The organism is Nocardia bovistercoris, from assembly GCF_015674855.1.
GTDB lineage: Bacteria > Actinomycetota > Actinomycetes > Mycobacteriales > Mycobacteriaceae > Nocardia > Nocardia bovistercoris.
Window position 1 is genome coordinate 395,553 of the sequence record NZ_JADMLG010000002.1, and the last position, 26,576, is coordinate 422,128.

The following is a 26,576-nucleotide window of genomic DNA, read 5'->3' on the forward strand; positions in this document are numbered from 1 at the left end:
GGCCGATGAACACCGCCGACGGCGAATCCGCGCCGGTCACGAGAATTTTCGGGATCCGCCACCACGGACCGGGTTCGGCGCGATCGCTGCGCACCGCACTCGAGTCCTTCGCACCCGACGCCATCCTCATCGAGGGTCCCGCCGACGCCGACCCGCTGGTCGAATTCGTCGGCGACCCCGACCTGCGCCCGCCGATCGCCCTCCTCGCCTACGTCCCCGCCACCCCGGCCCGCGCCGCCTTCTGGCCCTTCGCCGCCTTCTCCCCCGAATGGCAGGCCCTGCGCTACGCCGCCGAACACGATGTCCCCGTCCGCTTCTGCGACCTGCCCGCCGCGAACGCACTCGCCGCCACCGACGAAGGCGGCGAACGCGGCGACCCGCTGGCCGACCTGGCGGCAGCGGGCGGCTACGACGACGCCGAACGCTGGTGGGACGCCGTCATCGAATCCCGCGTCCACCCCGCGAACTCCCCGACCGCCGAGGTGGCGACAGCAGCTCCCTTCGACACGGCAACACCACCCGCCGTGGCACCAACCAGCACTGCCGCTGCGACCACCACCGCCACCGGCATCCCAGCCACCACCACCGCCACCGGCGAGACCGCAACGACCGTCGCCGACCGGGCTGTCACCGGCGACGCAGCGCGGGCGACCACTACTTCCGCGACCGCGACAGCGATCCCGCAACCGACCGGCGGGACGAAGACGGCGGCCGCCGGTACCACCGAGTCTGCTACGGGCGCACTCTCCTCGGCGCCGGGCGGGGAAGCCGTCGCGGCGTTCGAGGCGATCACCGAAGCCATGGCCGCGCTGCGGGAGCCCGCGGATTCCGAGGCGGCGCCCACCGTCGATGCCCACACCCTGCGGCGGGAGGCGTATATGCGGCAGACCATGCGGGCCGCGTTGAAGGCGGGGGCGCGGCGTCTCGCGGTGGTCTGTGGGGCTTGGCACGCGCCCGCGCTCGCCGGGCCGTTGGGACCCGCCGCGCCGGATCAGCGGCTGCTCAAGGGGATGCCGAAGGTCAAGGCCACGGTGACGTGGGTGCCGTGGACGCATTCGCGATTGGCTTCCACGTCGGGGTACGGGGCGGGGATCACCTCGCCGGGCTGGTACCACCACCTGTTCACCGAGGTCGATCGGCCGGTCGCCCGCTGGCTCACGAAGGTGGCGGGTGTGCTGCGCGCGCACGATCTTCCGGTGTCGAGCGCCCACGTGATCGAGGCGGTGCGGTTGGCCGAAACCCTTGCCGCACTGCGGAACCGGCCGTTGGCCGGGCTATCGGAGGTCACCGAGGCGGTGCGCGCGGTGTTGTGCGGGGGCGACGAGGCGATGGTGCGGGTGGTCGTCGCGGAACTCGTCGTCGGCGAGGCGCTCGGCGCGGTGCCGGAGGGGGTTCCGACGGTCCCGCTGGACGCGGATCTGCGCGCCCGCATCCGCACCCTGCGCATGAAGCAGGAACCGCGCGCCAAATCAATCGACCTCGACCTGCGCAAGGAGCGGGAACTCGAACGCTCCCGGCTGCTGCACCGGTTGCGACTGCTCGGCATCGACTGGGGTGTGCCCGCCACCGGCGAGGTCCGCGCCACCGGAACCTTTCGGGAGAGCTGGACTTTGCGCTGGCGTCCCGAATTCGCGGTCGCGGTGATCGAGGCGTCGCGGTGGGGTTCGACGCTGCGCACCGCGGCGGCGGCGAAGATCCTCGACACCGCGCACCGCGACGGCGTCACCCTCACCGAACTCACCGCCGCACTCGACGCCGCGCTGCTGGCCGACCTCGGCGACGCCACCGACGGACTCGTCGCGCGGCTCGAGTCGGTCGCGGCGCTGGATCACGATGTCACCCATCTGCTCGCCGCCCTGCCGGGCCTCGTCGACACCTTGCGCTACGGCGACGTGCGCGGCACCGACACCAAGGCACTCGGCAAGCTCGCCGACGGTCTGCTGATACGGATCTGCGCGGGCCTGCCCGGCGCGGTCACCGGTCTCGACACCGACGCCGCCACCGCCTTGCGCGACCTGCTCGACGCGGCGCACACCGCCATCAACACCCGCGACGACGCCACCGCGTCCGGCGCATGGCTGGCAGCGCTCGGCAGGCTCGCCGATCGCGGCGACGTGCACGGCGCGCTGGTCGGCCGCGCGGTCCGCCTACTCGCCGACGGAGGGATCCTGGACGACGACGACGACGCCGCGCGCCGACTCGCCGCGGCGCTCTCGGTGGGCAATACCCCCGCCGCCAAGGCCGCCTGGATCGACGGTTTCCTCGGCGGCCGCGGGCTGCTGCTCGTCCACGACCGGGAACTGCTGCGCTTGATCGACAGCTGGCTGGCGAGTCTGGGCGAGCAGGATTTCGTGGAGACGCTGCCGCTGCTGCGCCGCACCTTCGGCGCGTTCGAATCCGGTGAGCGCCGCGCCATCGGCCGCGCGGTCCGCGACACCGGTTCGACGCCCGCTCGCGCCCGAACCATCGACAACGATCGCGGCCTGCTCGCATTGCGCGCGGTCGCCGACATCCTCGGAGTCCGCACATGAGCGCCGACCGCATCGATGACGACCGCACGGCCCGACGGTGGCGGCTGGTCCTCGGCACCGCCGCCGAACCCGAACTCGGCGGCCTCGGGTCACCCGAGGAAGCCGCCATGGATCGCGCCATGGGCAGTCTCTACGACTCGACCCCGGACGCGCCGACGGGGCGGCGCTCGGCCGGGCTCGGCGGCTCGGCGCCCCGCGTCGCCCGCTGGCTCGGCGATATCCGCACCTATTTCCCGTCGACGGTGGTCGAGGTGATGCAACGCGACGCCGTCGAACGACTGAACCTGACCCAACTGCTGCTCGAACCGGAGCTGCTCGAGGCCGTCGAACCCGATGTCCACCTGGTCGGCACACTGCTCGGGTTGAACAAGGTGATGCCCGAAACCACCAAGGCCACCGCGCGTTCGGTGGTGCGCCGGGTGGTACGCGATATCGAAGAGCGCATCGCGGCGCGCACCGAGGCCGCGGTGTCTGGCGCGCTGAATCGCGCCGCGCGGACGCGAAGACCGCGGGCGCGCGATATCGATTTCGACCGGACCATCCGCGCCAATCTGGCGCACTACCTGCCCGAACAGCGCACGATCGTGCCGCAGCGGCTGATCGGCCACGGACGCAGATCCCGTGCGGTGCACCGAGATGTCGTGCTGGCCATCGACCAGTCGGGATCGATGGCGGCCAGTGTCGTCTACGCCTCGGTGTTCGGCGCGGTGCTGGCGTCCATGCGTTCACTGCGCACCTCCCTGGTGGTCTTCGACACCGAGGTCGTCGATCTCACCGATCACCTCGACGATCCGGTTGAGGTGCTGTTCGGCACCCAACTCGGTGGCGGCACCGACATCAACCGCGCCATCGCCTACTGCCAGTCCTTGATCACCCGCCCCGCCGACACCTTGTTCGTACTCGTCTCCGACCTGTTCGAGGGCGGCATCCGCCACGAGATGCTGCGTCGCGTGCACGCCATGAAGGAGGCGGGCGTCCAGGTGGTCGTGCTGTTGGCGCTGTCCGACGACGGTGCGCCCGCCTTCGATCACGAGAACGCGGCGGCGCTGGCCGCATTGGACGTCCCGGCCTTCGCCTGCACTCCCGACGCCTTCCCTGACCTGCTGGCGACGGCGCTGGATCATGGTGATGTCGGCGCGTGGGCGGAGCGCACCGTGCGGTAGGCGTCCGGTCGAAGCGACGGTCGCGGTCGCCCCGTTCGCTAGGCTGCGAAATGTCGTTCGCTGAAGGGGGGCAAGCTATGTTGCGCCGCGGTGACGTATTCGCCGGGTATGTGATCGAGCGCGAACTCGGTCGCGGCGGAATGGGTTCGGTGTACGCGGCGCGGCATCCGCGGCTGCCGAAGCTCACGGCGTTGAAGCTGCTGCACCGGGAATTCGGGGAGGACGAGACCCGGCAGCGATTCGAACGCGAGGCGGATCTGGTGGCGCGTTTGGACCACCCGAATATCGTCACCGTCTACGACCGCGGCGTCGAGGACGAACTGCTGTGGATATCCATGCAGTACGTGGACGGTGTCGACACCTCGTCGGTGCCCGCGCACGCGATGTCGCCGACGCGGGCCACGCAGATCATCGTGCAGATCGCGGCGGCACTGGATTACGCGCACCGCCGAGGTGTCCTGCATCGCGACGTCAAACCCGCGAATATCCTGCTGTCGCGTTCGGACGGCGTGCCCGCCGGTTTCGAGGAACGGGTGCTGCTCACCGATTTCGGCATCGGGAAACTGCTCGACGACACCGGCGGACTCACCCGCACCGGAACGCTCACCGCCACCCTGGCCTACGCCTCCCCCGAACAGCTCTCCGGCGGCGACCTGGACCATCGCTCGGATCAGTATTCGCTGGCCTGCACGCTGTTCCGGCTGCTCACCGGCTCGGCCCCGTACGAATCGCCGCATGTGGGCGCGGTGGTGTACGCCCACCTACAGACCCCGCCGCCCTCGGTGCGCGGCCTCCGCCCCGACCTGCCCGCGGAACTGGACGCGGTGCTCGCCGCGGCGATGGCCAAAGACGCGACGGTCCGCTACGCCAGTTGCAGCGAATTCGCCGAAGCCGCCGTCCGCGCGCTGCGCACCCACCCGACGCTGATCGCCGCGCCGCGCCCGATGACCGAATCGGCGCGCCGAGTGCCTACTTCGCCCCCGAGTCGCACGGATATCGTGCGCGGCGCCCTGTTCGGCGGCGCCGTCGGCGACGCACTCGGCGCGCCCGTGGAAAGCATGCCGCTGCAACACATCCGGCAGCGCTACGGACTCGCGGGAGTGACGGGCGCGCCCGCGACCTTCGACGGCCGGATCTCCGAGGAAACCCAGCTGACCTTGTTCGTCACCGAGGCATTGATCAAGGGTTCGGTGCGCGCCAGAGCGCGCGGTATCGGCGGGGCGACGCTCGGACTCATGCAGTCGGGCATGCTGGTCTGGTTACGCGGCCAGGGTTTCGAGATCCCCGATCAGCCATTCCCGCCGCACAGCACGCTGGCCGATCATCCCGAACTGATGAGCTATCGCGGTGTCAGCCACGCGGCGGTAGTGGCCTTGCAGCGCGCGGCGGCACGGCGGCAACCGGGCAGGCCGCTGGGAACGCGCGCCGAGCCGGTCAACGATTCGAAGGGCTGCGCGGCGGTGGTCCGCTCCGCGCCATGCGGTTTCGGCTACGCCGCCGACCGCTCGGGCGCCGCCATCGAGCACATCTTCGAACTCGGTTGCGACGCGGCAGCACTCACCCACGGCCATCCAAGCGGCTGGTTGCCCGCGGGCACGATGGCCGCCATCGTCTACGGGTTGTGCCGAGGAGCCGACCTCGCCGCCGCGGTGACCGCCGCCCGCGCGGAACTGGTTCGGCACGCGGGTCACGAGGAGACCGAGACAGCGCTCGCGGATGCGCTCCGCCTCGCGTCCGAAACCGGCGCCGCACTACCGTCACCGGACCAAGTGGAACGACTCGGACGCGGCTGGATCGCCCCCGAAGCATTGGCCATCGGCGTCTTCACCGCGGCGACAGCAGTGGCGGCGGGCGGCGATCCCGAACAGATAGTCCGCAACGGCATCCTCGCGGCGGTCAACCATTCCGGCGACAGCGACGCCACCGCAGCGATCTGCGGTTCCCTCCTCGGCGCCCGCTACGGCGTAGCGGCAATACCCACCGCATGGCGTTCCGCCCTGGACGCCGCCCCCGTCATAGACCGTCTCGCAAACGACTACTGCGTCGAATTCGGCGCGAACCCCCCACGCGACGACCGCGGCGAACCCACCGCCCAATGGCTCGCCCGCTATTCCGGCTGACCTCCGAACGCGTACAGCAGCCCCATACGCCCACGACAGCCCGCGAGGCAAAACGGCGAGCGAGACCGATCGTCGGAATGTCTCATCGTGATCAACCTATCGAGTCACCTCATCGATCACACGTAGATTTGGCACTACCCCCCACAGGTATGGACACCCCGATGGGACTACCCCGCACGCGCACCGACCTGCAAGGCGTCGGCGCCCTGCTGCTGCTGACAGCATCGTTCGCGATGCTGACGGTACTGGCGCGCTATCTGGACGGCGGATTCACCGTCGCTCAGCAGGTCTACCTGAGGACCGGCGTGGCCTTCCTGATCGCGGTCGTCGCGTTCAGCCATTGGATTCGCTGGCGCGTCATCGTGAAGACCAGAGCCCGTGAATGGTTGGTGATCATCGCTCGGGCCGTGCTCCTGTACATCATCGGCACAACGCTTTTCACCAAAGCCGCCACGATGTCCTCCGTGGTCGATGTCTCGTTCATCGCGGCGCTGCCGCTGGTTCCCGTCATCGGCATACTGCTACGCAAGGTCCGGGTGACGGCTACGAAAGTGCTCTGCGTCGCGGGCACAACCGTCGGTGTCGCTCTCCTGTCCGGAACGGGCAGCGACCTGGGTAGGCTGCTCACTTCATGGAACCTCGGCAATCTGATCGCGTTGGCTGCCGTGACCGCCATCGCAGTGAGCTATATCGGTCGAGACTGGCACGACGGCACGTTGAACAACCACGAGATCACGCTGCTCACAGTTGCTTTCGGTGCAATCGGAGTAATAATCGCCTCGGTCGTCCAGGGGGAGGGACTCCCTCATGTGTCGCCGAATGTCTCGCCTACCGCTCTCTGGCCTGCAATCGTCGTGGCAGGCCTGCTCAATATCTCCAACGTCTTCCTGATCAACTACGCATTCCAACGCGTCGATCCGGTACGCGCAGGCAACTACCTCACAATCGAATGCGTATGGGGACTTCTGTTCGGATGGTGTCTCTACGACCAAGTCCCCACTGCAACCGGGCTTTTCGGCGGGGTCCTGATCGTCATCTGCGCAATCGGGCTCAACGTCACCGGCAGCTTCGACACCCCCGCCCCCTATAGGAGAGGCATCATCGCCGCCAGGGAGTTCATCGAGCACAGGGCCGTAGGCGTCGCGAGACGGCACAGCAGACGCATTCCGGGCGGCGCAACCCATTCGCCCCGACGTAATAGCACAACCAGAATGGCTACACGCCCGGTCTGCGGCCGACTACTCCACGTTGGTCCGCCATTTCCTCGACCCGATGGGCCGTTCCGTGTGCGGAATGGAGACAGTCGGGTGCAGGAGGGCGGCGGTGCCGAGCAGGCCGACGGCTACTACCGCGTCGAGCCAGTAGTGGTTGCCGGTGCCGACGACCACGAGCAGGGTGAGGGTGGGGTGGATCAGGAAGATCCAGCGCCAGGCGCCCTCGGTCGCGGCGACCAGCGCTACGGCTAGCAGGAGTGCCCAGCCGACGTGGAGAGAGGGCATGGCCGCGAACTGGTTGGACAGGCCGTCGGCTCCGACCGGGCCGTAGACGGATTGGCCGTGGATGGCGGCGAGATCTATGAAACCGTGTTCGGGGAGCATGCGCGGCGGCGCCAGCGGGACGAGGACGTGGACCAGCAGGGCGGCACCGGTCGCGGCGACCATGACATTGCGCGTCCACCGGTAGTGGTGCGGGCGGAAGGTCCACAGCCACAGCAGGACCGCGACGGCGACGGTGAAATGTGCGGTGGCGTAATAGAAGTTGGCCGAGACGGCGAGCCATTGGTGGTCGACGAACAGTGACTGCACCGCGGTTTCGGAGCGCAGTCCGAGACCGTGTTCGAGGTCGAGGACTCCTTCGGCGTTGTCGAAGGCGCGCCCGGTCTCGTCGGCGGTGAGCAGGCGACCCGCGCGGTAGCAGAAATAGAGCACGGTGATGAGGGCGAGTTGTCGCACCGCTTCGCCGCCTCGACCGTGCAGCGCCTCCCGCAATACCGCGAGGAACCCACCCGTCGGATATCGCGAACTCGCCTCGGTCCCGCCGAACCCCACCGCCACCATGCCGCGGTCTCCTTCACCATCTAGCCACCACCCCCGGGTTAACCGGAGCGACAATCTCCGTTTAACCTAGCAATACCCGGCGGACGCCTTCAGCAGTGTGTGACCTAGGAGACAGAAGATCCGGCATCCACGCGCGGCGCGGCTCCCGCATGCCTCGATCTCCCTGACAAGGCAGAGCGGCAACAGATTTCCCCGCCGATGCGCCTGCTCCGAGACGCGCGAAGGCCCGGTGGGCATGCACCGCCCACCGGGCCTTCCGCGCCGAACCTACAAATCCGCGATGGCCGCGAGCGGCGGTGTCCTTGCCGCTCGCACACCGGGCCACACCGCGGCCAGCACGCCGACCACCGCCGAGGCGATCAACACCGACACCAGCTGCGTCCACGGGATGGTGATCTGATCGATGCCGAAATCGCGCAGGGTGCGCAGGAATCCGATGCCGAGTCCGATGCCGAGCAGCACGCCGACTATGGCGCCGAAGATCGCGATCAGCATCGATTCCAGGTAGATGGTGCGTCGCACCTGGTGTCGCAGGGTGCCGACCGCGCGCAGCATCCCTATCTCGCGGCGCCGTTCCACCACCGACAGCGCGAGGGTGTTGATGATGCCGAGGATGGCGATCACCACCGCGAGCGCGAGCAGCCCGTACAGGATGGCGAGCAGGGTGTTGATCTGCTGACCTTGCGCGCCTTTGAACTCCTCGCGGTCCTGTACCTGGACCACGGCGAACTGATCGGTCGCCTTCTCCAGGTCGGTGCGCATGGCGGTGAGATCGGATCCTGGCCTCGCCTTCACCAGCACGTAGAAGTTGTTCTGGAAGGCCACCGGCGTGACCTCCTGGAACACCTGCGGCGACAGCACCATGGCCCCGAGCAGCGGCGACTTCTTGAAGATGCCCGCGACCGTCACCGGAACCTTCTGGTTCTTGTCCAGCGTGGTGAGCTCGACCCGCTGCCCGGCCTTCCAGCCGCGGTCGGCGGCTTCGCCGTCCGCGACCAGGATGTCGTGTTCACCGAGAGTGCCTGTGCCGCTGACGATCTCGTAGTTCAGCACACCGTCCATCGTTCGATCCGGGGAGATCCCCGCCAACTGATCGTCGCCGACCCGCACCGCCGCGCCGCGGAATCCGACCGCCTCGGCGACCGAGGGCACACTTTGGCGGACCGCGTCCGGCACGCCGAGCGGAAGTCCGATGAGCTGGGACTGCTGCGGACCCGACAGCACGTAGTCGGCGTTGACCCCCTTGTCGACGAGCACACCGATACTGGTCTTGGCCGACGCGCCGAGTATGCCGATCGCCGAGACCAGCATGAGACCGAGCGTCAGCGCGAAGGCCGTGGCGGCGGTGCGGCGCGGATTGCGCACCGCGTTGTTGCGCGCCATCCGCCCGATCGCGCCGAACGGGCGGACCAGCACACCGAGCGTGCCGACCACCGGACGCGACAGCGCGGGCGAGGCCAACAGCACGGCGAAAATGAGCGCGAGCGCGCCGACGCCGACCGTCGCGGCGGCATTGCCGCCGGTGGACCGGGCGCCGAGCACCACGAGTACCGCACCGGCCACGCCGAGCACCACGCCGACCACCGTGCGCGTCCGCAGCGACTCGCCCGTGGAGGCGAACTCTTCCCGCATGGCCTCGACCGGCGGGATCTTCGCCGCCCGGCGCGCCGGCGCGTAGGCGCTGACCACCGTGACCAGCAGGCCGACGGCCAGCCCGACCAGGATCGTGCGCGGCAGCACCGTCATCGAACCGGTCGGCAGACCCAGATCGAAGGCGTTCAGCAGCGAGGACAGACCGAAGGCGAGTCCGACGCCTGCCACGAGTCCGATGACGCTGCCGATGAACCCGATGACCAGCGCCTCGGCGACCACGGTGTTGCCGACCTGGCGTCTGCTCGCGCCGACCGCGCGCAGCAGGGCGAGTTCGCGCAGCCGCTGGGCCACGATCATCGAGAAGGTGTTGTAGATGATGAAGGTGCCGACGATCAGGGCGATGGCGCCGAACGCGAGCAGGAAGTAGTTGATGAAATTCAGGGCTTCGGAGACCTGGGATTTCAGATCGGCGCGCACCTGCTCGCCGTTCTGCACCTTGAAGCCCTTCAGGTCGGCGGCGATCCGGTCGCGCAGTTCGTCGGCGGAGAAGCCGGGCGCGGCCGCGATGTCCACGTAGGCCACGTGATAGCCGTCGGTGAACAACTGCCTGGCCTGGGCATCCTCGAAGAGCAGACCGACGAAACCGCCGGTGTCGGAAGGCACCTTGTAGATGCCGGTGACCGTCACCTCGATGGTCGGATTCTGCTGGGTGCTGCGCGAGGGGATGAGGACCTTGGTCCGGTCGCCCACCTTCAGGCCCGCGCGTTCGGCGCCGCCCGCGTTGATGGCGACCTGCCCGGATTGTGCGGGCGGCGCGCCCTCGACGAACTCCTTCGGCTCGGCGATGGCCCGCTCCGGCGGCAGATAGGAGTCGCCCCAGCTCGGCGCGCCGCCGGTCTGCACCGGTTTGCCTTCCTGATTCAGCAGCACCAGCGGACCGTTGACGCCAGGCGCGACGGCGCGCACACCCTCGGTCCTGCTGATCTGGTCGACGGCGGCGAGTGGGACGCCGAAGGATTGCTGACCCTCGGGACTCACCCGGACGTCGACGCCCTTGGCCTCGTTCTCGAAGATCCCGTCGAAGGTGCGCTGCAAGGTGTCGGTGAAGACGAAGGACCCGGCGATGAAGGCGGTGCCGAGCACCACCGACAGCAGGGTGAGCGCCAAGCGGACCTTGTGCGCGGCGAGGTTGCGCAAGGCGACCTTGCGCATCGGACTGCCCGCCATCACACCTGCTCCAGCGACTTCATGCGGTCGAGCACCGAATCGGCGGTGGGATCGCGCAGTTCGGAGACGATACGGCCGTCGGCGAGGAAGACCACCCGGTCGGCGAAGGAGGCCGCGTGCGGTTCGTGGGTGACGATCACGACGGTCTGCCTGAACTCGTTCACCGCGGCGCGCAGGATCGACAGCACTTCCTCGGAGGCGCGCGAATCCAGGTTGCCGGTCGGCTCGTCGCCGAAGATGATCTCCGGTTTGCCCGCGAGCGCCCGCGCACAGGCCACACGCTGCTGCTGGCCGCCGGACAGTTCGCTGGGACGATGCCCGAGCCGGTCGGTCAGGCCGAGGCGGGTGATCACCGTGTCGAGCCATTCCTTGTCGGCTTTGCGGCCCGCGATATCCAGGGGCAGGGTGATGTTCTCCAGGGCGGTCAGCGTCGGGACCAGGTTGAACGCCTGGAATACGAAGCCGATCCGGTCCCGCCGCAACCGCGTCATCTGTTTGTCGCTGAGATTCGTCAGATCGGTGTCACCGATGCGGACGGCGCCGGAGGTGGCGCTGTCCAGTCCGGCCAGGCAGTGCATGAGGGTCGACTTGCCCGAGCCGGACGGACCCATGATCGCGGTGAACTCCCCCGCCGCGAACTCCGCCGAGACCTTGTCGAGCGCGGTGACCTTCGTATCTCCCGATCCGTAAATCTTGCTCACGTCGATGGCGCGGGCGGCGACATCGGTCGGAACCACCGGTTCGGCGAGGTCTGTACCCACTACGTGCGAAGTCATGCCTTCCAGTCTTACGGGCCGCGCGGCGCGACGCCATCGGGGATCCCCCCGAGTCCGCTGGTCGTACCGGCCGGTCGGGCTGTATCGAGCGCTTGTTCGGGCAAATCGCTCGCGATCGACCATCCGGTAGGTTGGGCTCCGGATCACGGGGATCCGGAATTGGCAGGTAGAGACGAGTGAGCATTCGCAATATTCCGCTGCGCACCCTGTCCGGCGACACGGCCACCCTGGCCGACCTGGTCGGCGACAAGGTGGTACTGCTGGTCAACGTGGCCTCGAAATGCGGTCTGACACCTCAGTATTCGGGCCTGGTCGAATTGCAGCAGACCTACGGGCCCAAGGGGTTCAGTGTGGTCGGCGTGCCGTGTAACCAGTTCATGGGTCAGGAACCCGGCACCGCCGAGGAGATCCAGGAATTCTGCGCCACCAACTACGGCGTCGACTTCCCGCTGCTGGAGAAGACCGACGTCAACGGCGACAACCGGCACCCGCTGTACCGGGAACTGGTCGAAACCCCCGACGCCGAGGGCGCGGCGGGCGACATCCAGTGGAATTTCGAGAAATTCCTGATCGACCGTTCCGGTGCAGTCGCCGGACGGTTCCGTCCGCGTACCGAACCCGGTGCGCCCGAACTGCGCTCCGCTGTCGAGGGACTGCTATAGACCGAGACCGCGCACGACTCGGCCCGACCGGAACACCGTTCCGATCGGGCCGAATTCGTTGCACCTCGGCGTTCTACCTCAGTTGAGCGGAGCCGAACGCCACCAGCGCAGCACCTCGTCGATGGTGCCGACGATGCCGTCGGTGTACATGAGGAACTGGCTGCGATCGTTGTCGCCGGTGAAGACGGTGACCATCTTCGGGCCGCTGTTCTCGAACTTGTAGTTCGTGTAGGACTTGCCGCCATTGCTGTCGGTCGACTTCACCGCGTTGCTCGGCAGCTTGCTCAGCGCCGACTGCACATCGGCGGGCGTGCGATAGACGTAGAAGGTGTAGAACGGGTCGTCGTTGCCGCCGCCGCCGAAGCAGTCCCACTGGTAGACCCAGTTGCTGAAATCGGGCGTGCCCGAAGTCGGGGTCGACGGTGAACTCGAGCTGTAGGCGCCGCAGGTCGCGCCGTTGTAGCCGGTGTCGCCGGACTTGTTGGCCGGCACCATGCGCGGGAATTCCTTGCTGATGGCGTCCGCGTCCGGCGTCACGGTGCCGGAATTACTCGGCGTCGCGCCCGAGGACGGCCTGCTCGTGCCCGCCGCCGTCGTGGTCGGAGTGTCGGAATTGTCGCTCGCGACCGCCCCGATGATGCCGATGACGACCACGATCAACACCACCGCCGCCACCGCGATCCCGATGATCAGGCCCGTATTGGACTTGCGCGGCGGCTGCGGCGCACCCCGGTACTGGCCGCCCGCCGCATTCGGCGGACCGGGAGGCTGCTGGCCGAAACCGTGGGTCTGTTGATTGCCGTAGGTCTGCTGATTCCCGTAAGTCGGCTGATTCCCGTAGGTGCCCTGGTTTCCGTACGTGCCCTGATTACCGTAGGTCTGCCCACCGTAGGGCGCGGTCGGATTCGGCTGCTGATACGCCGTCGGCCCGGTGGACTGCGGGGCCATCGGACTCGGACCCGACTGGTGCGGCGCCATCGGATTGGGCGCCGCGGTATTGGCCATCGTGGCGCCCGTCAACGGCTGCGGGCCGCTCGCCATCGGATACGGCGCGCCGGTCAGCGGATTCTGCTGACCCGTCACCGGCACCGGCGGACCCGTCACCGGCCTGCCGACCAGCGGCATCGCGGGCGCGCTCGGACTGGCGAGCGCCTGCGCCGCCGCGGCCGCGAACTCCGAACACGAACCGAAACGATCCTCGGGACGCTTCGCCATCGCCTTGGCCAGCACCCCGTCCAGCGCGTAGGACAGGCCGGGACGCACACTGCTCAACGCGGGCGGCGGCGACTGCAGATGGCCCTGGATCACCTGCGCCGGATTCGTGGCCGCGAACGGGCCGGTGCCGGTGAACAGCCAGAACAGCGAACAGGCCAGCGAATACTGGTCCGAACGGTGGTCGAGCGACGCGCCCGTGAGCTGTTCGGGCGAGGCGTAGGCCAGCGTGGCGGTGAAGGTGCCGGTCTGGGTGAGATGGCCGGTGTCGTCGCGCAGCCGGGCGATGCCGAAATCGGTGAGGTAGACGCGCTCACCGCGACCGCCGCCGGAACGGGCCAGCAGGATATTGGCCGGCTTCACATCGCGATGCAACACACCCATGCCGTGCGCGTAGTCGAGCGCGTCGGCGGTCTCCTTGACGATCTGGACCGCGCGCTCGGGCGGCAGCGTCTCCGGATCCACCGACGCGGCGTCGATACCGTCGATGAACTGCATCGAAATCCACAGCTGCTCGTCGTCGAGACCGCGGTCGTAGACGGTGACGATATTCGGGTGATCGAGCCGGGCGACCAGATCCGCCTCCCGTTCGAACCGCGCCCGCACCTCCTTGTCGAAGAACATCTCCCGGTTCAACAGCTTGAGCGCGGTCATCCGCGGCAGGCGCGGATGTTTCGCCAGGTACACCGAACCCATGCCACCGCGGCCCAACTGCCGATCGATGACATAGCCGGCGAACACGTCACCGTTGGCCAGCATGGTCTGCTCCACTTCCCGCCGTCACCGGGACCCACCGGCGATCAGGCGTACAGCATAAGAACGCGTTCGAGCAACGCCCGACCACGGAAAACATCGAAACCATAGCAGTAGTCGCATGCTCCGTTCGTGCGGTCACGCGACGTCGAGACCCGACACGCTACGGCGGCGGACGCGGATCGTCGTCGGCCCGCCCACCCGGCGCCGCACCACCCGGCGGCGGAACCCGACGAACCCTGCGATCCGGCAGCGCGATCGCCACCGGTCGCCGCCCCGCCTTGGCCCGCGGCCCCGATTCGGCCGCGTTCGAATCCCGGCGCGTCGCTTCGACATCGGAATCCGCGCGGGCCGCATCGGACTCCGCCGACCCGCCGCGCACCGTCTCCTCGGCCTCCGCCGCCTCCCGGCTCACCTCCGACCGCTTCCCTTCGGCCCGCCGCGGAATCCGCGCGGAATCCGGACGCGCGGGCACCGTCGGCCCCGCCACCGACGCGATTTCGGTCTCACCGTCCGCACCCGCGTCCGCCGCCGTCCCCTCGCGCGCGGCCGGGGTATCGGAATGTGAGCCCGCCTGCGCCCGACGCGAAGCCGCACCGCCGTGCGCGCCGCCACCTGCCCGCGCCGCGTCACCGCGCCCGCCCGCATTCGTCGCGCCGCTACCGCCGTGCGAAGCCGGACGCCGATCGTCGGTCCCGCCACGAATGGTCGGCGCGGCCGCGTCACCCGATTCGGCCTCGTTCCCACTCCGATCCGCGGCACCCGCGTGCTGCGAGCCGGGCGCCCGAACATCGGAACTCGGCCCGACGACACCGCGCGAACCTGTCCCGAACGCCGACGGTGACACCGCGCCGCGAGTGCGGGGCGCGGCGTCACCCTTGTCGGCTTCGGACGCACGTCGACCAGCCGCACCTACGTCGCGGGAACCAGACGCTCGCGCATCGGAACGCGGCACGTCGCCGTCGTGCGAATCCGTGCCGAAGGCCGACGACGGCACCGCACCGCGCGAGCCGGGTGCGCGCGGACCGCGAGTATGGGGCGCGGCACCGTGCGAATCCGCCTCGGGCGCATGCGCGGCAGCCCCACCGACGGCGCCGCGCGAATCCGCCCCTGATGCGTGCGCGTCGGGAGCGACGGGAGTCGCTGGACCGTGTGTGGGAGGTGAACTCGGACCGTACCCATGGGGGCCGCGGGCTTTCGGACCGACGACACCGGGCGCGTCGGGAGCGACGACGGGATGCGACGTTCCGCTCACCGCGCGCGGTGCGGCTTGCGGGTGTCGCGGCGTGGAACCGTAGGGCACCGGTGCTCCTCTATGTCCCGGCGAAGCACTGTGCGCCTGCGGACCGTTCCGTCCAGGCGAACCGCCCTGCCCCGACGGACCGTTCGGTCCCGATGGGCCACTCCGCCCCGGCGAACCGCCCTGTGCATGCTGACCACTCTGCCGAGGCGAGCCGCCCCCGGGCGAATCATTCTGCCCAGGCAAGCCGCCCTGCCCGGGTGCGCCGCCCTGCCCGGGCATGCCGTCCTGCCCAGGTGCGCCACCATGTCCGGGCAGGTCACCTGCTCCAGGTGGACCTGCATGGCCGGGCACGGGCGGAGGAACGGTGCCGTGCCGGGTTCTGCTCGGGTAGCGGGGCTGCGGAGGTGGGGGCGGCACGACGCCGTGTGCGGCTCCGCTGGCGTACGGGTTGTTCGAGGCCGGTGGACCGGGCTGGGGTGGGCGGGCGTTGGTCGGCGGGACCTGACCGGGGTACGGGGTCGCGGGGCGTTGGCCGCGCGGGGGTGCGGATTGTCTGCGAGGTTGTTCGGGGTAGCCGGGCGGCACCGCGCCGGTGGGCGGCATATTCGGCGCGGGCGGCTGCACCGGGCCGCGCGGCATGGAGGTGCGCGGGTTCGCCGGGGCGACCGGTGGGCGGTGATTCGGGTAGCCGGTGTGCGGTACGCCCTGCGGGTATCCGGGGCCGTACGGGTACGGACCCTGCGGGCGCGGGGCCTGGACCTGCGGGCGTGGCGCGGTGGGCGGACGCTGCGGTCCGGTGGGGGTCAGTGCGCGGCGGGCGGCGAGCGCGAATTCGGTGCAACTGTCGAACCGGTCCTCGGGACGCTTCGACAACGCCTTCGCCATCACCGCGTCGAAGGCGGGTGGGATGCCCGCGCGCAGCGGACGCAGCGGAGGCACCTGCCCGTACAGGTGTCCGTTCATGACCGAGGCCGGACTGGCGCCGTTGAACGGCGGCGCCCCCGTGAGCATCCAGAACAGCGTGCAGGCCAGGGAGTACTGATCACAGCGGTGGTCGAGTGAACTGCCGCTCAACTGTTCCGGTGAGGCGTAGGCCAGAGTCGCGGTGATGGTGCCCGCCGACCCGAGCGTGGTGTCGGCATCCCGCATTCCCGCGATGCCGAAATCGGTGAGCAGCACCCGTTCCGGCTGGCCGATGGGAGCCTTCGCCAACAGGATGTTCGCGGGCTTCACGTCCCGATGCAGCACCCCGTTGGCGTGCGCGAAATCCAGGGCGGCGCCCGTCTCGCCGATGATCTGCACGGCCCGCCACGGGGCGAGCACATTCACATCCACGCTGGCCGCGTCCGAACCCGCGATGAACTGCATCGAGATCCACAGCTGTTCGTCCTCGGCGCCGCGGTCGTACACCGTGACGATGTTCGGGTGGTCGAGTTGCGCGACGAGGTCGGCCTCCCGCTCGAACCGGGCTCTGATCTCCGTATCCCCGTACAGATCACGCTCGAGCAGCTTCAAGGCGGTCAATCTGGGCAGACGCGGATGTTGAGCCAGATACACGGTGCCCATGCCGCCTTGACCGAGGACGCGCTTGATCAGGTATCCGGCGAACGTCTCGCCAGTCTGCAACACGGTGGAGTTCACCCCCCTCGAGGGTCGAGCGCGTGGATCCTACCGATGTATCTCGCGAACCCACGTGTACGCAACATTTCATTATCCATCCGATGGTCGGACCGACACTACGCAACCGGTCCTTACGCCTCGCTTGCGACGTGTCAGCGGCCGGCTACGCTGATTCGCATGCGCATAGGAGCTCACGTTCGGCTCGACAGTGATCCGATCGGTTTCGGCGAGAAGCTCGGCGCCGACCTGGTCCAATTGTTCGTGGTCGACCCCCAGTCCTGGGACAAGCCCGCCCCGCACCCGCGGACCGACGAGATCCTCGCCAGTCCCATCGACGTAGTGGTTCATTCCTCCTACCAAATCAACGTCGCGAGTCTGAACAACCGGCTCCGAATGCCCTCCCGTAACGCGGTGGCCCAGCAGGCGAAGGCGGCGGCCGACCTCGGCGCCTTCGGCTTGGTGGTGCACGGGGGACATGTCCGGTCCGATGCCGAGATCGAGGACGGCATTGTGAACTGGCGCAAATTGTTCGAGCGCCAGCGGGACAAGGGGGGTTTCGCGGTGCCGATTCTGATCGAGAACACGGCGGGCGGCAATCACGCCATGGCGAGGCGTTTCGACATGATCGCCCGTTTGTGGGATGCGGTGGGCGAGTTCGGCGCGGGGTTCTGTCTCGACACCTGTCACGCCTGGGCGGGCGGCGAGGATCTGGTCGGGGTCGTGGAGCGGGTGCAGGCCATCACGGGGCGGATCGATCTGGTGCACTTGAATTCCTCGCGCGACGAATTCGACTCCGGTGCGGACCGGCACGCCAATTTCGCGGACGGGACGATCGATCCGCAACTGCTGGCCGAGGTGTGCCGCACCGCAGGCGCGCCGGTGATATTGGAGACGCCCGCCGACGGGCTCGCCGAGGATCTGGCGTATCTGCGCGAGCATGTCGGCTGAGCGAAAGCGCGACGCGTTTGCGATCAGCGGGACGTAAACCCTGGTCACGGTACCGGTTCCGGTGGTCTGCTCGAGCGTGACAGCCCGTTCCAGCAGCGAAGGTGATCCCCATGACGGTCGACCACGCCCCCGCAACCACCGTGACCAAACTCGGCTCCCGTATCGGGGCGAGGATCGATGACGTCCGCCTCGGCGGTGATCTGGATCCCGCGACGGTCGCGACGATTCGCGCGGCGCTGCTCGAACACAAGGTGATCTTCTTCCGCGGTCAGGATCATCTGACCGAGGACGGGCAGGACGAGTTCGCTCGGCTGCTCGGGACGCCGACGACCCCGCATCCGACGGTCACCTCGCACGGTGTGAAGTCGCTGGCGATCGATTCGGAGAACGGGCGCGCGAACAGCTGGCATACCGATGTCACGTTCGTGGACCGGATTCCGAAGGCGTCGATCCTGCGCGCGGAGCGGCTACCGGCGTACGGCGGTTCCACGACGTGGGCTTCGACGGTGGCGGCCTACGAGTCGCTGCCGGAGCCCCTGAAGGTGCTCGCGGAGAATCTGCGGGCGGTGCACACCAATGTGTACGACTATGTGGCGGCGCACGAGAGCGGCCAGGACGAGGCGGGTGCGTCGGCTTATCGGGCGGAGTTCCGTTCCACCGTGTACGAGACCGAGCATCCGGTGGTGCGGGTGCATCCCGAGACCGGTGAGCGCGCGCTGCTGGTCGGGCATTTCGTGAAGCATTTCGTTGGTGTGTCGAGCTCCGAGTCGCAGGCCTTGTTCCGCTTGTTCCAGGATCGGGTGACTCGACTGGAGAACACCACGCGCTGGAACTGGGCGCCGGGCGATGTGGCCGTCTGGGACAACCGCGCCACCCAGCATTACGCGATCGACGACTACGACGGTCAGGCCCGTCGGCTGACCCGCATCACGCTGGCGGGCGATATCCCGGTGGGTGTCGACGGCAGGCCGAGCACGGTGCTGAAGGGCGACGCGGCGCACTTCTCGATCGTCGAGGACGTGCGCGCCGCGGCTTGACCTGGCGGGCGCCGCGGTCCATACGGGCCGCGGAGCCGACGGGCATCGCGGCATACCGTACGGACGAGGCGCGCGCCGCCGCCGGGAACCGGATAGTCCACACTGGACCGCATGAGTATTCGCCCGTTGGACGGAGTTCGCGTCCTCGAGCTCGGCAATTACATCGCGGCGCCGACCGCCGGACGCATTCTCGGGGATTTCGGCGCCGAAGTGATCAAGGTGGAGCGGCCGAAGGCGGGCGACGAGCTCCGCAACTGGCGTCTCTACGGCGGTGACACATCGATGCTGTTCCGCACGGTGAACCGGAACAAGAAGTCGATCACCCTCGATCTGCGTTCCGAGCAGGGCCGCGACATCGTGCTCGACCTGGTGCGGCACTGCGATGTGCTGTTGGAGAATTTCCGGCCGGGCATGTTGGAGAAGTGGGGTCTCGGCCCCGATGCGTTGAACGCGGTCAACCCGAAGCTGGTCATCACCAGGATCTCGGCCTACGGCCAGACGGGCCCGCTGGCGCGGCGTCCCGGCTTCGCGGCGGTCGCGGAGGCGGTCGGCGGGTTGCGTGAGCTGGTCGGCGACCCGGATCGTCCGCCGGTGCGGGTCGGGGTGTCGATCGGCGATTCCATCGCGGGCATCTACGCGGCGTTCGGCACGGTGATGGCGTTGTTCCAGCGCGAGCGCGCCGCGGGCGAGCCGGTAGCGCTGGCGGAGCGGGTCATGGATGTGGCGTTGAGCGAGTCGATCCTCTCGGTGATGGAGTCGCTGGTTCCCGACTATCTCGCCTACGGCATCACCCGTGAGCGGGTCGGCGGGCGGATGGAGGGCATCGCGCCGAGCAACGCCTATCCGTGCGCGGACGGGTCGAGTGTCATCATCGGCGGCAACGGCGACGCCATCTTCCAGCGCTACATGACCGTCATCGAGCGGCCCGACCTGGCGGCCGATCCCGATCTGCGGGACAACGCGGGTCGTTGGCGTCATCGCGAACGGCTGGACGCGGCGATCGCGGAGTGGACGAAGGTCCGCACCAGGGCCGAGGCGCTGGCGGTTCTGGAGGACGCGGGCATTCCGTGCGGCCCGATCTACACCGCGGCCGATATCGTCGCCGACGAGCAGTACCGGGCGCGGGACATGATCCAGCCCTTCTCCGTCGACGTGGGCGAACCGGAACCCAAGGTGGTCGGCTTTCCCGGCATCGTGCCGGTGATCGGCGCGGCTTCGCTGCCGATCCGCTCCGTCGGACCCGATCTCGGCGAACACACCCGCGAGGTGCTGTCGGAACTGCTCGGCATGTCCGAGACCGCGATCGACGCGGTGGGCACCGCGTGACCCGGCGGCCGGAACTGCGCCGACCGCAGGGGCGGGGCGGCTGGGATCCGCGTTCCCCGTCGCCGCGTCGACCGACCGTGCACCCGAATCCGGCGGGCACCAATCGCAAGGCGTGGGCGGGCGTGATGTGCGTGCCCAAGCAGGCGCGGGAGGAGAAATGACGGTGCTGCGCGATGTCACCCTGCGCGACGGCCTGCAATTGACAGGCAAGACGCTGCCGGTGGAACGCAAGGTCGAGGTGGTCCGCACGCTGCTCGCGCTCGGCGTTCCCGAGCTGGAGATCGGTTCGATGGCGCGCCCGGATCTGGTGCCGCCGATGGCGAACACCCTGGAACTGATCGAGGCGCTGACGCCGGAGGAGTTGCGACGCTGCTGGGTGTGGGTGGCCACGCCGCGGCACGTGGAGAAGGCCGCGGCGGCGGGTGTGCGCAATTTCCAGTACTGCCTTTCGGTGTCGGACGCGCACAACCGGGCCAATATCGGTCGCGACGCCGAGACCAGCGTGGCGGCCATGCCGGACGCGATCCGGCTGGCCGAACAGGCGGGCGGCGCGATTCAGCTGTGTCTGGCGACCAGCTTCACCTGTCCGTTCGACGGACCGGTCGACCCGGGCCGGGTGTTGGCGATCGCGGCGGACCCGCGCACCGACGGCGCGGCCGACATCGTGCTCGCCGACACGCTCGGTCAGGCCCATCCCGCGCAGGTCGGCGCGCTGATCTCGGCCGTGGCGGCGAACACGCCGCGGCGGCGCATCGTGTTCCACGGCCACGACACCTGGGGTATGGGGGTCGCGAACACGCTGGCCGCGATCGCGGCGGGCGCGTCGGTGGTCGACGGTTCGCTCGGCGGGCTCGGCGGCTGCCCGTTCGCGCCGGGCGCGAGCGGCAACACCTCCAGCGAGGACATCCTGTTCGCCACCAGGCCCGCGTGGTTCACCCCGGCGGTGCTGGCCGAGATGGTCGGGCTCACCGAGGGGTTGCTCGCCGAACTCGGCGAACCCAATCGGTCACGCGCCGCCGAGGGCGCGCGTTCGGAGGCCGAGGCGTTCGAATGGGTGGCGCGGCGCGCGGTCGCCGATCAGTCGAAGACGTAGTGCGGGAATTCGCCGACGGGTCGGAAGCCGATGTCGCGGTAGATCTTGTTGGAGGTCGGATTCGCTTTGTCCGCGAACAGGCAGACCGCGAGTCCTCGGGTGCGCAGGGTGTGGGAGACGTGGGCGCTGACCGCCGAGGCGTAGCCGTTGCCGCGCTCGGCGGGCGGGGTGTAGACGGGTCCGACGCGGGCCACGCCGTAGGCCGGAATCTGGTGTGCGGCAAGGCTGACCGGCTCGCCGTCGCGTTCCCACAGCCACCAGCGGCCCGCGGCGATGCGGCGGCGCATGGCCACCGCGTCCCATCCGATATCGGGAATGCCTGCTTCGACCCGCATGGCGCGCGTCCAGTCCACGCACACGTCGCGATCGGATTCCGTTGCGCGACGGGGCGTTCCCGCGACGTCGGGTGATTCGAGGGCGTCGAGCCGATACAGCACGTTGACGAAGGACACCCGGTGCGGGACTCCGACCACCGCGCTCCAGCGCGCCGCGAACCGGGACGCGATCCCGTCGGCGCCTTCGACGCCGCCCGCGCCGGGCACTACTTCGGCCAGCGCCCGCACCGCGGGATCGAAACCGTCGGTGGGCAATTCGCTCACGTAGATCTCGCGGCCGCCGACGCGGGTGACCACACCGCGCAGCGTGTCACCGTCGTATGCGGTGAGGAAGTACGCGTCCGGTGAATTATCCAGGCCGCCGGTGCGATTGGCGATGATCGTGGCGAGCACGGTGTACCGCAGCGGATCTCGACGCAGGAAGGCCTTGGCACGTCGTTCGAAGTCGGCGACATCGCCGGTGATCGTGATCCGCATACGACCAGAGTATGCGTGGGCGCGACGCGCGGACAGCCATTTTTCCCGGGTGAACCGCCTGTCAGGCGAACTGTTCGCCGGGTGGACCGCCTCGCCGAATGCGCTGCGCGGGAGGCGGTTCCGGTTCAGTCCTGGTCCGCTTGCTCCGGTTCGTCCGCCGCCGTCTCTGCGTCGACCGCCGCGGCCTCGGTGTCGGTCCGCAGCTTGAGCAGGACGAGTCCCGCCGTACAGGCCAGGATCAGTCCGACGACGGTGACTTCCACGTGCAGTCCGGCGATGCCGAGGACCGCCGCGACGATGCCGCCGACGAAGAAGAACCATGCCGCGACCTTCGACAGGATCGAGGACAGAGTGCGCCTCGGTGGTGTCGACTCGCCACTCGCGGCCGGTATTCCGGCCTGCCCCTCGGCCTGCGCCTCGGCTGCCGAGGCATCCGAGCGCGGCGGGGATGTCGAGTAAGCTCCCATCATCTACTCCTCGATGACGCCGATCAGAGTCTCGCCGTCACGCGACCGGGGCAGCGCGTCTCTTTCACGGCATCTCTACATCGTGGTACTGGCGTCTCGTGCGTAACTCCGACCACACACGCTACGACCCCGACTTTGCATTCTGCGCGACACGTGCCCGCGACACGCCGATGTGACCAATTCGATATCTGAATCATCCCTGTTTAGGACGGTTGGGGCGCGCCTTTCCGGACGTGCGCACCACCCGCCCGCCTGGCTAGCTCACCGGACCTGCACTAGGGTGAGGCGACTTGAAATCCACAGGGAATACACAGGGAGTGTCCCCGGCATGATGAGTAAGAAGGCCAAGATCGCGGGGCCCGCGATAGCGGTTGGCGCCGTATCCGCCGGTCTCGTGCTCATCGGCGCCTGCGGAATCGGCCACCACGACATCTACGTGCCGCCGCCCCCGCTCGAAGCCGGTCCGGCCGCGGTCGTGGAAAACGTGCGCGACGGCACCGGCGTCACCACGCCCAAGGTCGTGATCCCGCCCTCCCCGAGCTGGCAGATCGCCCCCGCGGGCCCGCCGCGCCGACCGGCCAACTACACCCCGCCCTCCTCGACCTCCCCCGAATCGGAGACCGAGCCCTCGGAGACCTCGACGCGGCCGACGCGCACCACCAACCCGCGTCCCGGCGAACGCGACCCGCGCACCGGCGAGGAACCGACCACGAGCACCCGCACCCTGTCCATCGAGCCGACCACCGTCGCGGCCGAGGAACCCCCGCCCCCGCACACCGCCGAGGCCGATCGCGCCCCGCGCGAGGGCGAAGCGCTGTCGTCCGAAGCGGCCGAACAGCTGCCGGAGATCGTCGAGCCGCCGCAGCCGGTGGTCACCGCCGAACTCGCGCAGACGACAGAGGCGCACGCGGCGCCCGAAGGGACCGATGCCGGTGGCACCGCCTTCGAATCCGGCACACCAGCCCTGCCCGGCACGACGACCCAACCGGACGCGGCAACCTCGACGGCCGAATTGGGCGCCCCAGCCCGGCCGACTACGGCGGCCCAGCTCGACGCCCATGCCACGGACGTTCCGCGCCCGAGCAGCCTCGCCGTGACCCCGACCAGTGGAGTCGAGTCGCCGGTCAACGGCACTTCGAGGGCAACCCGCCCCGGCGCGACGGAGCCCGCTGCGCGCTAGCGGTATCGAGTGTGGAGGTGTCCCTGCGCGATGGCGGTCCCGCGTGGCACCGGAGTCTCCGAGCACGCACCGGCCTGCCTGGCACAGAAGATCGCGGACATGCGCCGCACCGTGACACCGACCACCGGGCTCGCGCCATTCAACGGTCCCCGGCCGAGTCACGCGGCAGCCGAACGAGCACGACGGACCCGTCCCCGAAATTACGCTCCGGCAATCGTTCGCGATCACCTCGCCGACGTGACTCGACCGCATCCACTCCACGCCGCCTCGGCGACACCATGATCCGACGCCGCCGAGTCCGCACCGCGCATCCCGTGCGGGTGATCCCTCCGATCGATGTGCGAGGGACCACCTGCGCGGTCGGTCGAATTACAGTTCGGGCAGTTCGTAGTCTCCGACCTGGGCGGCGAGTACCGCGAGGTGGTCGAGTCCGCCGCCGAGGGTGCGTTCGATGGCGGTGAGTCGCGCCACGTAGTGCCCGACCGGGTATTCGGCGGTCACGCCGATGCCGCCGTGCATCTGGATGGCCTCCTGACCGACGTGGCGGGCGGCGCGGCCGACCTGGAGTCGGGCGCGCGAGGTCACCACCGGGTCGACCGAGCCGTCGGCCAACGCGGCAGTCGCGTACAGGCTGGAGCTGCGGGCGAGTTCGAGGGAGACGTACATGTTCGCCGCGCGTTGGGTCAGCGTCTGGAACTTCGACAACGTCACACCGAACTGCTTGCGCGCCTTCAGATAGTCGGTGGTGAGCCGCAGTGCCTCTTCCATCGCGCCGATCTGCTCCGCGCACAGCAGCGCGTGCGCGCTCGCCAGCGCCGCCGCCACCGCGCCCGATGCGTCGGAATCGGCGCCGAGGAGTTCGGCGGGGGCGTTGTCGAGGTCGATCTGCGCGGCGCGCGAACCGTCCACGGTGCGGTAGGAGCGCCTGCCGACCCCGGTTCCGTTCGGCGACACCAGGAACAGTCCGATACCGCCGCCCGGCAGCGTGGCGCTGACGATCAGGTCGTCGGCGGCGTCACCGTGCGCGACCGGGTTCTTGGTGCCGGTGAGGGTGTAGGAGCCCGCGGTCGCGGTGGCGGCGGTGGCGAGTTCGGTGGCGGGCCAGCGCACCCCGGGTTCGGCGTGCGCGAAGGCGAGCAGCTTCGCTCCCCCGACCACGTCGGGCAGGATGCGGCCGCGCTGCTCCTCGGAGCCTGCGAGCGCGACCAGCGCGCCGGGGACATACACCGCGTCCACGATCGGTTCCGGCGCGAGCCGACGCCCGACCTCCTCGAGCACGACCATGGCTTCGACCGGTCCGGCGCCGACGCCGCCGTCGGATTCGGCGAAGGGCAGTCCGAGGATGCCGAGATCGGCGAGTTGCTTCCAGACGTCGCGGCTCCAGCCGAGTTCGGTGTCGGTCACCCGGAGTCTGGTCTCCGGGTCGTAGGTGCGGGCGAGCAGGTCGCGGACGGTGTCGCGCAGCATGACCTGTTCATCGGTGAGTTCGAAATCCATGGTGGCGCCTCACAATCCGAGGATCGTGGAGGCGATGATGGTGCGCTGCACCTCGCTGGAGCCTCCGTAGATGGTGGTCTTGCGGTAGTTCAGGTAGGTCGGGCCGCTGCGCTGCGCCCAGCCGGGCGAGGCGATGCCTTCCGCGTCGACCGGGATGGCGTCCTGGCCCGCGATGTCGAGCAGCAGTTCGGTGGCGGCCTGCTGCAGTTCCGAGCCGCGCAGTTTCAGCACCGATGAGGCCGGATTCGGTTCGCCTTCCACGGAATTGGACACCACGCGCAGCTGGGTCAGCTCGAGGGCGAGCAGTTCGTTCTCCAGTTCGGCGACGCGCGCCGCGAACAGCGGGTCCTCGAGCAGGGTGCCGGATCCGGAGCGGATGGTGCGCGCGTACTCCTTGGCGACGCCGATCCTGACCTTGGTGCGGCCGACGCCGGTGATGCCGGTGCGCTCGTTGCCGAGCAGGAATTTCGCGTAGGTCCAGCCCGCGTTCTCCACACCGACCAGCTGATCGGCGGGGACCCGGACGTTCTCGAAGAAGACCTCGTTGACCTCGTAGCCGCCGTCGATCAGTTTGATCGGACGGATGGTGACGCCGGGGCTCTTCACGTCGAACAGCAGGAAGGAGATGCCCGCCTGCTTCTTGGGCGCGTTCGGATCGGTGCGGACCAGGCAGAAGATCCAGTCCGCGTACTGCGCCAGCGTGGTCCAGATCTTCTGGCCGTTGACGATGTAGGAGTCACCGTCGCGGACCGCGGTGGTGCGCAGCGAGGCGAGGTCGGAGCCCGCGTCGGGTTCGGAGAAGCCCTGGCACCACCAGATGTCCAGCGACGCCGTTGGCGGCAGGAACCGCTTCTTGAGCTCTTCGGAGCCGAAGTGGGCGATGACCGGGCCGACCATCTGCGCGTTGAAGGTCAGCGGCTCGGGCACCGAGGCCAGCTGCATCTCGTCCTGCCAGATGTGGCGCTGCATGGGCGTCCAGTCCTTGCCGCCCCACTCGACGGGCCAGTTCGGGACGGCGATGCCGCGCTCGTTCAGGGTCTTGTGTGCCGTGACGATCTGGTCGCGGGTCAGCTCGTGACCGTATTTGACGCGCTCACGGATTTCGGCGGGGATCTCGGACCGGTAGAAATGGCGCAATTCGTCACGAAAGGCGATCTCATCCGGGGACAGGGATATTTTCATACACAACTCCCATGGTGTCTCGTACGTCCGAGTCGAACCTTACTCCTCGGTAATCTCCCACTGTCGGCGGGATCACA

Annotated in this window: 19 protein-coding genes and 1 pseudogene; 11 read left to right on the forward strand and 9 right to left on the reverse strand. The window is 68.9% G+C overall.

Annotation, left to right across the window (positions count from 1 at the left end):
* Window positions 1–5: 5 nt before the first annotated feature.
* The 4 genes and pseudogenes from IT779_RS05840 to IT779_RS37475 form a co-directional block, all read left to right on the forward strand.
* Window positions 6–2,531: a DUF5682 family protein gene (locus IT779_RS05840; protein WP_196148129.1), complete on the forward strand. Its 2,526-nt coding sequence runs from the start codon at window positions 6–8 to the stop codon at window positions 2,529–2,531.
* Complete coding sequence (locus IT779_RS05845; RefSeq protein WP_196148130.1) at window positions 2,528–3,694, forward strand: VWA domain-containing protein; 1,167 nt, start codon at window positions 2,528–2,530, stop codon at window positions 3,692–3,694. Before IT779_RS05840 ends, IT779_RS05845 begins: the two co-directional genes overlap by 4 nt.
* Window positions 3,695–3,771: 77 nt before the next feature.
* On the forward strand, window positions 3,772–5,814 hold the full coding sequence (locus IT779_RS37095) for an ADP-ribosylglycohydrolase family protein (protein WP_198428204.1): 2,043 nt from the start codon (window positions 3,772–3,774) through the stop codon (window positions 5,812–5,814).
* 455 nt (window positions 5,815–6,269) lie between these two features.
* Window positions 6,270–6,854, forward strand: a pseudogene (locus tag IT779_RS37475) (DMT family transporter); the annotation flags it as partial.
* A 198-nt stretch (window positions 6,855–7,052) separates the two neighbouring features.
* On the opposite strand, the gene IT779_RS05860 reads toward IT779_RS37475, so the two are convergent.
* The 3 genes from IT779_RS05860 to IT779_RS05870 form a co-directional block, all read right to left on the reverse strand.
* Complete coding sequence (locus tag IT779_RS05860) at window positions 7,053–7,871, reverse strand: phosphatase PAP2 family protein (RefSeq protein ID WP_196148131.1); 819 nt, start codon at window positions 7,869–7,871, stop codon at window positions 7,053–7,055.
* 267 nt (window positions 7,872–8,138) lie between these two features.
* Window positions 8,139–10,691 (reverse strand): ABC transporter permease, encoded by a 2,553-nt coding sequence (locus IT779_RS05865; RefSeq protein ID WP_196148132.1) that lies wholly within the window; start codon window positions 10,689–10,691, stop codon window positions 8,139–8,141.
* Window positions 10,691–11,467, reverse strand: coding sequence for an ABC transporter ATP-binding protein (locus IT779_RS05870; protein WP_196148133.1), 777 nt, complete (start codon window positions 11,465–11,467; stop codon window positions 10,691–10,693). Before IT779_RS05870 ends, IT779_RS05865 begins: the two co-directional genes overlap by 1 nt.
* A gap of 176 nt (window positions 11,468–11,643) precedes the next feature.
* Between IT779_RS05870 and IT779_RS05875 the strand changes: the two genes are divergently transcribed.
* On the forward strand, window positions 11,644–12,129 hold the full coding sequence (locus tag IT779_RS05875; protein ID WP_196148134.1) for a glutathione peroxidase: 486 nt from the start codon (window positions 11,644–11,646) through the stop codon (window positions 12,127–12,129).
* A gap of 78 nt (window positions 12,130–12,207) precedes the next feature.
* Here the strand turns inward: IT779_RS05875 and IT779_RS05880 are convergent, their stop codons facing one another.
* Both IT779_RS05880 and IT779_RS38695 read right to left on the reverse strand, forming a co-directional pair.
* Window positions 12,208–14,100 carry a serine/threonine protein kinase gene (locus IT779_RS05880; protein WP_196148135.1) on the reverse strand — a complete coding sequence of 631 codons (1,893 nt, stop codon included), beginning with the start codon at window positions 14,098–14,100 and terminating at the stop codon, window positions 12,208–12,210.
* A gap of 157 nt (window positions 14,101–14,257) precedes the next feature.
* Entirely contained in the window at window positions 14,258–16,978 is a 2,721-nt protein-coding gene (locus tag IT779_RS38695; RefSeq protein WP_408637725.1) for a serine/threonine protein kinase, read from the reverse strand.
* 156 nt (window positions 16,979–17,134) lie between these two features.
* Between IT779_RS38695 and IT779_RS05890 the strand changes: the two genes are divergently transcribed.
* The 5 genes from IT779_RS05890 (at window position 17,135) to IT779_RS05910 (ending at window position 21,361) form a co-directional block, all read left to right on the forward strand.
* Complete coding sequence (locus IT779_RS05890) at window positions 17,135–17,905, forward strand: deoxyribonuclease IV (RefSeq protein ID WP_196148136.1); 771 nt, start codon at window positions 17,135–17,137, stop codon at window positions 17,903–17,905.
* A 110-nt stretch (window positions 17,906–18,015) separates the two neighbouring features.
* Window positions 18,016–18,942 carry a TauD/TfdA dioxygenase family protein gene (locus tag IT779_RS05895; protein ID WP_196148137.1) on the forward strand — a complete coding sequence of 309 codons (927 nt, stop codon included), beginning with the start codon at window positions 18,016–18,018 and terminating at the stop codon, window positions 18,940–18,942.
* A 111-nt stretch (window positions 18,943–19,053) separates the two neighbouring features.
* On the forward strand, window positions 19,054–20,268 hold the full coding sequence (locus IT779_RS05900) for a CaiB/BaiF CoA transferase family protein (RefSeq protein WP_196148138.1): 1,215 nt from the start codon (window positions 19,054–19,056) through the stop codon (window positions 20,266–20,268).
* A complete protein-coding gene (locus tag IT779_RS05905; RefSeq protein ID WP_196148139.1) occupies window positions 20,265–20,429 on the forward strand; it encodes a hypothetical protein in 165 nt (54 codons plus the stop codon). Before IT779_RS05900 ends, IT779_RS05905 begins: the two co-directional genes overlap by 4 nt.
* Window positions 20,426–21,361 carry a beta/alpha barrel domain-containing protein gene (locus IT779_RS05910; RefSeq protein WP_196148140.1) on the forward strand — a complete coding sequence of 312 codons (936 nt, stop codon included), beginning with the start codon at window positions 20,426–20,428 and terminating at the stop codon, window positions 21,359–21,361. Before IT779_RS05905 ends, IT779_RS05910 begins: the two co-directional genes overlap by 4 nt.
* Here the strand turns inward: IT779_RS05910 and IT779_RS05915 are convergent.
* On the reverse strand, window positions 21,346–22,173 hold the full coding sequence (locus tag IT779_RS05915) for a GNAT family N-acetyltransferase (protein WP_196148141.1): 828 nt from the start codon (window positions 22,171–22,173) through the stop codon (window positions 21,346–21,348). The genes IT779_RS05910 and IT779_RS05915 overlap by 16 nt on opposite strands.
* 125 nt (window positions 22,174–22,298) lie before the next feature.
* Window positions 22,299–22,640 carry a hypothetical protein gene (locus tag IT779_RS05920; protein WP_232541468.1) on the reverse strand — a complete coding sequence of 114 codons (342 nt, stop codon included), beginning with the start codon at window positions 22,638–22,640 and terminating at the stop codon, window positions 22,299–22,301.
* 328 nt (window positions 22,641–22,968) lie between these two features.
* Between IT779_RS05920 and IT779_RS05925 the strand changes: the two genes are divergently transcribed.
* Window positions 22,969–23,820 (forward strand): hypothetical protein, encoded by an 852-nt coding sequence (locus tag IT779_RS05925; protein ID WP_196148142.1) that lies wholly within the window; start codon window positions 22,969–22,971, stop codon window positions 23,818–23,820.
* Window positions 23,821–24,189: 369 nt separating this feature from the next.
* Here IT779_RS05925 and IT779_RS05930 read toward each other — a convergent pair whose 3' ends face one another.
* Window positions 24,190–25,317: an acyl-CoA dehydrogenase family protein gene (locus IT779_RS05930; RefSeq protein ID WP_196148143.1), complete on the reverse strand. Its 1,128-nt coding sequence runs from the start codon at window positions 25,315–25,317 to the stop codon at window positions 24,190–24,192.
* Between the two features lie 9 nt (window positions 25,318–25,326).
* A complete protein-coding gene (locus IT779_RS05935) occupies window positions 25,327–26,499 on the reverse strand; it encodes an acyl-CoA dehydrogenase family protein (protein WP_196148144.1) in 1,173 nt (390 codons plus the stop codon).
* Window positions 26,500–26,576: the final 77 nt, after the last annotated feature.